Origin of the sequence: Nonomuraea ceibae (genome assembly GCF_019396325.1) — a bacterium.
Lineage (GTDB): Bacteria > Actinomycetota > Actinomycetes > Streptosporangiales > Streptosporangiaceae > Nonomuraea > Nonomuraea ceibae.
The window spans coordinates 1-8,363 of sequence record NZ_JAHKRO010000204.1; the positions used below are offsets into that span (position 1 = coordinate 1).

An 8,363-nucleotide genomic window follows, 5' to 3' on the forward strand; every position below is an offset into this window, starting at 1 on the left:
CCGGCCCCCCTGCTTGGCCGCTGCCCGCCCCCGGCCTGGCCCCGCGCGCCTCCGGCCCTCCGGCTTGGCCGCCGCCCGCCCTCGGCTGGGCCGCCGCCTGCCCCCGGCTTGGCCCCCGCTCGGCCCCGGGGCCCCGCTGGCCCCAGGGGCCCCGCCCGCCGCCTGGCCCCGCCCCGGCCTGGCCGCCGCCTGGCTTCTCGCCGACCAGCCTCAGCGGTTGCGCCCCCGCGCCCCGACCGAGCGGGCCGGGGCCCCGACCCGGACCGCCACACGCCGCCTCCACTTCCTCCCGCTGGGTCGGGCCAGGGGGGCTTGTGCCGGTGACCGCGACGTTGGGCCCGCGCGGCACCTCGGCAGGCCGCTCCCGGCAGGCCGTCCCGGCAGGCCGCTCCCGGTAGGCAGCTCTGGGCGTCGCGGCCCGCGCAGGCTGCCCTCCAGGCGGGCCCGTTCTGGTGCGCCCGCGCGTCGCCGCCGGGTGGGCTGCTTCCGGCAGGCGCCCGGGGCCGCGCACCGGGTCGCGCCCCCGCAGTCCGCCCTCCCGGGGGGTCGGTTGGGGCGCGTCCGCAATGCCGCCCCCGGTGGGTCGGTTCGGGCGCGTCCGCAATGCCGCCCCCGGTGGGCTGCTCCCGGCAGGCGCCCGGGGTCGCGCACCGGGGTCGCGCCCCCCCGCGCCCCCGCCCTCCCGGTGTGGTCGGTTCGGGCGCGTCCGCATGCCGCCCCCGGTGGGTCGGTTGGGCGCGCGCCCGCATGCCGCCCCGGTGGGCCGTCGCCGGGGGTGGGTTCTCGCAGTTGTCCTCCGGGTGGGGCGGGTCTGAGGCGGGGTTCGGAGTCAGGGGCTTCTCGTGGCAGTGGGTGGGTTGACTTGTCGTTGGTGTCAGGGTTTTAGCGTGGCGGGGTTCGGGCGGGCCGCGCGGGGCGTGGCGGTGATCGGGGGTTGGGCGATGAAGTTCGGGATCAGCTATGGGACGCCGCACCAGGGGGTCGATCCTGACAAGCTGGTGGGGTTCGCCAGGCTGGCGGAGGAGTGCGGGTTCGAGTCGCTGTACATGCCCGAGCACGTCGTGCTGTATCCGGGCGCCAAGGTGGGGGCGTTCGAGCTGCCGCCGACGCTGCCGTACGTGGACCCGCTGGACGCGCTGGCGTTCGTGGCGGCGGCGACGGAGCGGATCCTGCTGGGCACCGGGGTGCTGCTGGTGCCGTACCACCATCCGGTGATCCTGGCCAAGCGGCTGGCCACGGTGGACGTGCTGTCGAAGGGCCGGATGCGGCTGCTCACGGTGGGGGTGGGGGCGCTGCCGGGGGAGGCCGAGGCGGTGGGGGTGGAGTTCCGGACGCGGGGGCGGCGCGCTGACGAGGCGATCGACGTGCTGCGGCTGCTGTGGGAGGGCGGGGAGGAGGGAGTGGGGTTCGCCGGGGAGTTCTTCTCGTTCGAGGCGTTGTGCAGTTACCCGAAGCCCGCCGGGCGGCTGCCGATCCACGTGGGGGGATCGTCGCGGGCGGCGGCGCGGCGGGCGGGGCTGCGGGGGGACGGCTACTTCGCGGGCGGTGCGCTGGGGCCAGAGGAGCGGGCGGCGCAGTGGGAGCTGGCCCGCGAGACGGCCGCGGCGGCGGGCCGCGATCCGGACGCGCTGGAGTACACGCGGTTCGGGTCGATCGGCATGTCCGGGGAGCGTGTCGCGGAGCTGGCCGGGCAGGGGGTGACGCGGCTGGTGGTGAGTTCGTCGGCCACCGATCCGGGCGAGCAGCGTGAGGAACTGTCGGCGTTCGCCGAGCGGTGCGGTTTCCTGCCCTAGCATTTCGCACGTGACCGCCTACGACGATCCCGACCTGTTCGAGCATCTGAACGTCTCGGCCTTGCCGCCGCGCCAGCAGCGCATCCTGGCCACGATCCGCGACTGGGTGGTCAGGCACGGCTACCCGCCGAGCACCCGGGAGCTCGGCCGGGCGGTGGGGCTGCGGTCGTCGTCGGCGGTGTCGAAGCATCTGCGGAGCCTGGAGGAGAAGGGGTTCCTGACGCGCGGGTCGTCGGTGAGCAGGCCGATCGACGTGCGGATGTTCCTGCACGGGGCGGCTCCCGAGCAGGCGCGCGACCTGGTGAGCGTGCCGGTGGTGGGCGACATCGCGGCGGGCACGCCGATCCTGGCGGACGAGCGCCTGGACGACACGCTGACGCTGCCGCGCGACCTCACCGGGCGCGGCAACGTGTTCGGCCTGCGAGTGCGGGGCGATTCGATGGTCGACGCCGCGATCTGCGACGGCGACCTCGTCGTCGTACGGCAGCAGCCCGAGGCGCACTCGGGTCAGATCGTCGCGGCGATGATCGACGGGGAGGCCACGGTCAAGGTGTTCCGCCGGCGCGGCGGGCACGTCTACCTGGAGCCGCGCAATCCCGCGTACGACGTCATCGACGGCGACGACGCGGTGGTGCTGGGCATCGTGGTGTCGGTCCTGCGCAGCGTCTGAACAGCGCCTGAGCAGCGTCCGAGCAGCCGTCCCCAGCCGTGTCAGGAGCTGTGCGAGCGGGCGAACTCGGTCACCGTGACGGCCCGCAGCAGGCCCGGGTGCAGGAGTTCGGCCCGGTGCCGGGGTAATCCGGCGGCCAGCGCGGCGTCGGTGAGCGCGGCGGTGACCCAGCGCGCGTCGACGTCGCGCCCGTGGGGGCCGGTGATCAGGGGCTCGCCGGCGGCCCGGCCGCCGCACAGCTCGCGCAGCAGCGGGCGGGCGCGCGGCGGGATCGGGTACGCGACGGGCCCGTCGGGCTCGCCGTGCAGGACGAGCACGAGGGGGTGTTCGCCGCCGGGCAGCGCGTGGATGTCGTGGACGGTGAGCGCGGCCAGCGCGTCGACCGACGCGCCGGTGGCCTCCAGCAGCGCGACGGCCAGGGCTTCGGCCGCCCTGCCGTCCTCGGCCAGCCGGGCGACGCCGCCGCGCAGCAGCCGCCGTTCGGCCGGGGTGAGCGGCGGTGCGCCGTCGGCGGAGCGCCGGGCCCGGGTCGCGCCGGACGCCTCGGCGAAGGCGTGGAAGGAGGCCAGGACGGCGCGCCTGCCGGCGACGGTCGCCTTGGCCAGCGGCCTGCCTGCGGGGCCGACGCCGGTGGTGAGCGCGGTGTAGCAGTAGGCGTCCAGGTGGGACCCGGTGGCCGCGAGGGGTTCGAGCGCCGGTTCGGCCGCGTACAGCCAGCGCAGCCACGAGGCGAGGACGCGCAGGCAGGTGCGGCGCCGGGCCGCCGACGGGCGGCCCTGGAGCCAGGCCACGGCCACCTGCCACGTCAGCGGGTCGAGCCCGTCGATCAGCTCGACGTCGGCGGCGGGGACCTGGCCGGGGCGCAGGCCGTCGATCCGCCCGACGCTGGTGAGGTCGGGGTCGGCGGCGCGCGTCACGACGCGACCACCGCGCCCGCGCCCGCATCGGGCATGGCGCCGGCGCGCGGTCTCGCGCTGGACCCGGGCAGCGGCGCGCCGTCGGACCTCGTGGCGGCGCCGTCAGCCGACGCCCGGCCGAGCCCGGCAGGGCGGCCCGTGCCTGACAGACCCATCATGAACTAGATCATCTCACGGGTGCGCCCTCCGCGATTCTCGATCGGCGGAGTCAGCGGAAGTCTCGGCCGTGGTCAAGGTGACGCCGATCTCCGCCATCCGCCCGGCCGCGTAGCCGGGGTCGATCAGCGACTCGGGCGTGTGGAGGCCGGGCGGCACGGGGTCGCCGCGCAGGCCGAGCAGCCGTTCGACGCCGAGGGCGATGCCGAGCGCGGTCAGCGGGCGCTGTCCCTCGGGGTGGAGGAGGTAGTGGCTGGTCGTGAGCGGCGCGCCCGCGTGGTCCACGCCGCCGAGGTCGATCCTGACCTCGGTGGACGGCGGCCCGCCGCGCCTCCTGCCCGAGGATTCGCCGAACGCGAACGCGAAGCCGACGTCGGGCGCCCCCGTCGCGAGGGCCAGGCTGGGCACGTCGGGGATGGGGACGTACTGGGCGGGCAGCACGGTGCCGTCGGCGCTGGTGACCTCGGTCTGCGCCTCGGCGCCGGGGACCCAGTGGAAGACGCCGTCGCGGCGGACGTACCCGGAGGAGGTGGCAGCCAGCAGGCGCTCCAGGTCGGTCGCCGCCGCCGGTCCGCCGCTGTCGAGCTCGTCGAGCACGCCGCCGACCCGGATGCTGTCGAGCCTGCCGAACTCCCGGGCGAGGTCGAGCACGGCCAGGACGACGAGCCCGGCGTACCAGTGGCTGGCGAGCAGGACCGGCGCCGCGCCCGGCCGCGCGGCCGCGGCGACGACCTCGGGCCCGAGGTCGACGAGGCCGCTGGAGATGCTGAGGTACGGCAGGCCGCGCTCCTGCGCGTAACGCAGGCCGTGCAGGCGGCTGTCCCACACGGTCGCCACGACCGCCGAGTGGGCGGCGTCGTCCGGGCGGCCGAGATCGCTCCGGTCCAGGTCGGCGGTGACGGCGGTGGCGGCCCCCAGGTCGTCGGCGACCCGGCGGGCGCGGCCGAGGTCACGGCCGGCGATCGTCAGCGGCAGGTCGGGATGCCATCGGCGCAGGAGGGCGGCGGTCGCCGAGCCTGCCTGCCCGGAGCCGCCCAGGATGAGTACGGAGTGTTCCACGGGGTGTCCTCTCGCTAACCTACATTCTGTAACTTACACTTTGTAGCTTAGGCTGGGGCGGCGACGCAAGGAGGACGATGACCACCGGATCCACCCGCCTGTCCAAGCAGGCCCGGCGCGAGCAGCTGCTCGACACCGCCCTGGCGATCGTGCGCGCCCACGGCACCGACGGCCTCACGCTGCTGAGCCTGGCCGAGGCCGCCGGGGTGAGCAGGCCGATCGTCTACGACCACTTCGGCACCCGGCCCGGCCTGCTCATCGCGCTCTACCGGCGGCTCGACGAACGCCACCGCGCCGCCTCGGAGGAGGCCCTGCGCGGCGCCCCGGCCGTGCCCGGCGAGATCGCCCGCGTCCTGAGCGCCGCCTACTTCGCCTGCGCCACCGACATGCCCGAATGGCACGCCGTCTCCGCCGCGCTCAAGGGCAACCCGGAGATGGAGGCGATCGAACGCGACCTGTTCGACGACTACGCGGAGCTGATGGCCACCGCCCTGCGCCCCCACACCGGACTCCCGCCCGAGGCGCTACGGCTGCGCTGCGCCGGGGTGCTCGGCGCGGCCGACGCGCTCGCCGCCGAGCTGAACCAGGGCCGCGCCACCGCCGCCGAGGCCGCCGAGGCGCTGACCGCCCTCATCGTCGGCAGCCTCGACGCCCCGCCCTGACGCCGCCCCGCATGTGGCGGACCTGTGGAGGTATCGGGCGGTTACCGTGCAAACCATCGCCCCGGCCGGGCGCCGCCCCTAGCGTCGCAGGGTATGCAGACAGTGGACGCCCTGGTAGTGGGCGCGGGCCTGGCCGGGCTGGGCACCGCCCGGCTGCTCGCCCGGCAGGGACTGGACGTGCTGGTGGCCGAGCGCCGCAGGACGCTGACGACCGGCATCCGCACGACCGGCATCTTCGTACGCCGCACCCTCGACGACTTCGACCTGCCGGACCACCTGCTCGGTCCCGGCGTACGCGACGTGCTGCTGTACCCGCCGTCGCGGCGGGCGCCGATCCGCCTCACCAGCGACCGCGACGAGTACCGGGTCGCCGACATGGCCGGCGTGTACGAGCACGCGCGCCGCGAGGCCGAGTCGGCCGGGGCGCAGGTCCGGCTGGGCGCACGGTTCCGCGGCGTGCGGGCGGGAGTGGCGCGGTTCGAGGGGGCGGAGCCGGTGGCGGCCCGGTTCGTCGTCGGCGCGGACGGCGCCCGCTCCCAGGTGGCGCGCGACCTCGGCCTCGACGTCAACCGGCGCTTCCTCGTCGGCGCCGAGCTCGTCCACCCGGTCGCGTCCGGCACGACCGTCCCGGCGTTCCACTGCGTGCTCGACCCCAGGATCGCCCCCGGCTACCTGGGGTGGGTCATCGACGACGGCCGCCACGCACACGTGGGCGTCGCGGGCCGTCCGGACGCGATGCGCGCCGGCGTACGCCACCTGCTGGACGCGTTCGCCGCCGGCGCGCCCGGCCGCGCCGACCCGGCCGGGCCGGTCGAGCGGCGCGGCGGCCCGATCCCGGTCGGCGGCGTGCTGCGCCGGCTCGCGTGCCCCGCCGGGCTGCTCGTCGGCGACGCGGCCGGCGCGGTGTCGCCGCTGACGGCGGGCGGGCTGGACCCGTGCCTGCGGATGGCGGCCCTGGCCGCCTCCGTCACCGCCGCCTACCTGCGCACCGGCGACCGGCGCGAGCTGGAGCGGTACGACGGCGCCGCGCTGCGCGCCCGGTACCGGACCCGGCTGATGCTGCGCCGCGCCTTCGCCGGCATCCGGTCGCCCGCCGCCGCGGAGGCCGCCGTGACCGCCCTGCGCGGACGCGCCGGGCGCGCCCTGGCGGCCCGCATCCTCTTCGGCGACGGCTCCTTCCCGAACGTGGAACCGGCGCCCGCGACAGGCTGACGCGCGCCCCCGCTCGCGCCGGAGGTCAGGCCAGGGCGAGACGGCGTACGCCTGTCATGGTCGGGGCCGGCATCAGCTCCGGCGGGTCGTCCGGGTCGGTGCGCAGGGACGGGAGGCGGTCGAGCAGGATGTTCAGCGCGACCCGCCCCTCCAGCCTGGCCAGCGGCGCGCCCAGGCAGAAGTGGATGCCCCGGCCGAACGCCAGATGCGGGTTCGGGTCGCGGCCCGGGTCGAACATGTCCGGATCGGGGAACTGCCTCGGGTCCCGGTTGGCCGACCCCAGCCACGCCATGACCAGTTGGTCGGCCGGGATCTTCACGCCGCCCAGCTCCACCTCCCGGGTCGTGGCACGGCCGAGCGCGGCGAACGGCGTGAGGTAACGCAGCGACTCCTCGATCACGGCCGGGATCGTCGACCGGTCGGCCCGCGCCCGATCCTGCTGCTCCGGGAACGCGTCCAGGCAGAGCACCGTGTTGCCGAGCAGCATCGTCGTGGTGACGTGCCCGGCCAGCAGCAGGACGATCGCGAAGTTCACCACCTGGGTGTCGGGCAGGCGCTCGCCGTCGACCTCAGCCTCCACCAGCAGGCTCAGCAGGTCGCCGCGCGGCCGGGCCCGGCGCTCGGCCGCGTGACCGGCGAGGTAGTCCGACATCTCCTTCCACGGGCGCAGCGACTCCTGCCGTTGCGCGAGCTGCCTCTCGTCGGGCTCGGTGAGCGAGACCTTGGTGTCACGCTGGAACAGCGCGTCGGCCCACCGCTTGAACAGCGCCCGGTCGGTGGCGGGCACCCCGAGCAGCTCGGCGATGACGATGACCGGCAGCGGGTAGGCCAGGTCGGTCACCAGCTCCAGCCGGCCGCGCTCGCGGGCCGCGTCCAGCAGCTCGTGGGTGAGGGCGGCGATGCGCGGCTCCAGATCCGCGACGATCTTGCGGGTGAAGGCGCTGCTGACCAGCCTGCGCAGCTTGCCGTGCGCCGGCGGGTCGATCTGCGTGATGAAGCCGTCGAGCGAGAACTCCTCGACCTCGGGCACCAGGCCCTTCGGCACCACCCGCATGGTGTCGGAGGAGAAGGTCGCGGGGTCGCCGAGAACCTCGTGCAGCTCCGGGTAGCCGTAGACGTTCCACATCCCCGAGGCGGGGTCGAACTCGACGGGCGGGCCCGAGCGCGGGCCGTGCAGCCAGAAGTGCTGTTCGGGGATTCCGTACCGTTCGGCGAAGTCGGCCATCGCCTCTCCTTGGTCGTAGATCCGCGTCGGCGTGGGGCGGCCACCCCAGGTCCCTACCCCGCCTTGGCAGCCGGGGCCCCTGCTCGTGCGGGGTGTTTTCGCGTACGTACGAGATCCGCGCGGTCGTTAACGGAAGGGCGGTCGCTCACGGAATCGCGGTCGTTCACGGAAGGGCGGTCGTTCACGGGAAGGGGAGGAGGCCGGACAGCGGGGCGGACGGTGAGGGGGCGGGCGGCGGCGGCTCGGTGGGCTCGGCGCCGGTCGGCGGCGGCGTGGCGGGCCGGTCCGTGGGCTCCTGGGCGGGCGGCGCGGCCGGCTGATCGGTGCGCGCGTCCGTGGGGGAGGGCGCGGTGGCGGTCACGGTCGCGGACGCCGACGGCGTGGCCAGCGGGCCGGTCGCGGACGGCGTGGGCGACGGGGTGCCCGGCGGCGTCGGCGAGACCGGGAACGGGCGGGAGTGGCGCAGGGCGGGCTCGGTCCGGCGGTCCTTGGCGGCGTCCCGGCCGGCGGGCTCGGCCTTGCCTTCCGTCGCGCCCTTGAGCTGCTCGGACACCGTCTGCCCGGCGATCGCCTGGTAGATCAGGATGCCGCCGAAGCTGAGCGTGAACACCAGCGCCGCCGCCCCGCCCAGCCGGAGCCACCCCACCCGCCCCCGCCCCGCCCGCGCCT

Annotated in this window: 8 protein-coding genes and 1 pseudogene; 4 read left to right on the forward strand and 5 right to left on the reverse strand. The window is 76.1% G+C overall.

Annotated features, from left to right (window positions below):
* The first annotated feature begins 941 nt into the window (after positions 1–941).
* Both KME80_RS48685 and lexA read left to right on the forward strand, forming a co-directional pair.
* Positions 942–1,793, forward strand: coding sequence for a TIGR03619 family F420-dependent LLM class oxidoreductase (locus KME80_RS48685; protein ID WP_219519475.1), 852 nt, complete (start codon positions 942–944; stop codon positions 1,791–1,793).
* A 10-nt stretch (positions 1,794–1,803) separates the two neighbouring features.
* Positions 1,804–2,463: a transcriptional repressor LexA gene (gene lexA, locus KME80_RS48690; protein ID WP_308126262.1), complete on the forward strand. Its 660-nt coding sequence runs from the start codon at positions 1,804–1,806 to the stop codon at positions 2,461–2,463.
* A 41-nt stretch (positions 2,464–2,504) separates the two neighbouring features.
* On the opposite strand, the gene KME80_RS48695 is transcribed toward lexA, so the two are convergent.
* From KME80_RS48695 to KME80_RS48705, 3 genes are read right to left on the reverse strand one after another with little or no spacing between them, the layout of a single operon-like run.
* Entirely contained in the window at positions 2,505–3,380 is an 876-nt protein-coding gene (locus KME80_RS48695) for a site-specific integrase (RefSeq protein ID WP_219519477.1), read from the reverse strand.
* Positions 3,377–3,538, reverse strand: a complete 162-nt coding sequence (locus KME80_RS48700; protein WP_219519480.1) for a hypothetical protein — start codon at positions 3,536–3,538, stop codon at positions 3,377–3,379. The genes KME80_RS48695 and KME80_RS48700 overlap by 4 nt, the downstream gene beginning before the upstream one ends.
* Positions 3,539–3,551: 13 nt before the next feature.
* Positions 3,552–4,595, reverse strand: coding sequence for a Rossmann-fold NAD(P)-binding domain-containing protein (locus tag KME80_RS48705; protein ID WP_219519483.1), 1,044 nt, complete (start codon positions 4,593–4,595; stop codon positions 3,552–3,554).
* A gap of 77 nt (positions 4,596–4,672) precedes the next feature.
* Between KME80_RS48705 and KME80_RS48710 the strand changes: the two genes are divergently transcribed.
* Together KME80_RS48710 and KME80_RS48715 are read left to right on the forward strand one after the other, a co-directional pair.
* Complete coding sequence (locus KME80_RS48710) at positions 4,673–5,257, forward strand: TetR/AcrR family transcriptional regulator (RefSeq protein WP_246647085.1); 585 nt, start codon at positions 4,673–4,675, stop codon at positions 5,255–5,257.
* A gap of 93 nt (positions 5,258–5,350) precedes the next feature.
* Positions 5,351–6,469 (forward strand): FAD-dependent oxidoreductase, encoded by a 1,119-nt coding sequence (locus KME80_RS48715; RefSeq protein ID WP_219519486.1) that lies wholly within the window; start codon positions 5,351–5,353, stop codon positions 6,467–6,469.
* Positions 6,470–6,494: 25 nt separating this feature from the next.
* On the opposite strand, the gene KME80_RS48720 is transcribed toward KME80_RS48715, so the two are convergent.
* Together KME80_RS48720 and KME80_RS48725 are read right to left on the reverse strand one after the other, a co-directional pair.
* Complete coding sequence (locus KME80_RS48720) at positions 6,495–7,694, reverse strand: cytochrome P450 (protein WP_219519490.1); 1,200 nt, start codon at positions 7,692–7,694, stop codon at positions 6,495–6,497.
* A 181-nt stretch (positions 7,695–7,875) separates the two neighbouring features.
* Positions 7,876–8,363, reverse strand: a pseudogene (locus KME80_RS48725) (hypothetical protein); the annotation flags it as partial.

Bases quoted from the DNA above. Each gene is read 5' to 3' on its own strand.
- KME80_RS48720 (WP_219519490.1), bottom strand. From the start codon at position 7,694: ATGGCCGACTTCGCCGAACGGTACGGAATCCCCGAACAGCACTTCTGG.
- KME80_RS48685 (WP_219519475.1), top strand. From the start codon at position 942: ATGAAGTTCGGGATCAGCTATGGGACGCCGCACCAGGGGGTCGATCCT.
- KME80_RS48715 (WP_219519486.1), top strand. From the start codon at position 5,351: ATGCAGACAGTGGACGCCCTGGTAGTGGGCGCGGGCCTGGCCGGGCTG.
- KME80_RS48700 (WP_219519480.1), bottom strand. From the start codon at position 3,538: ATGATGGGTCTGTCAGGCACGGGCCGCCCTGCCGGGCTCGGCCGGGCG.
- KME80_RS48710 (WP_246647085.1), top strand. From the start codon at position 4,673: ATGACCACCGGATCCACCCGCCTGTCCAAGCAGGCCCGGCGCGAGCAG.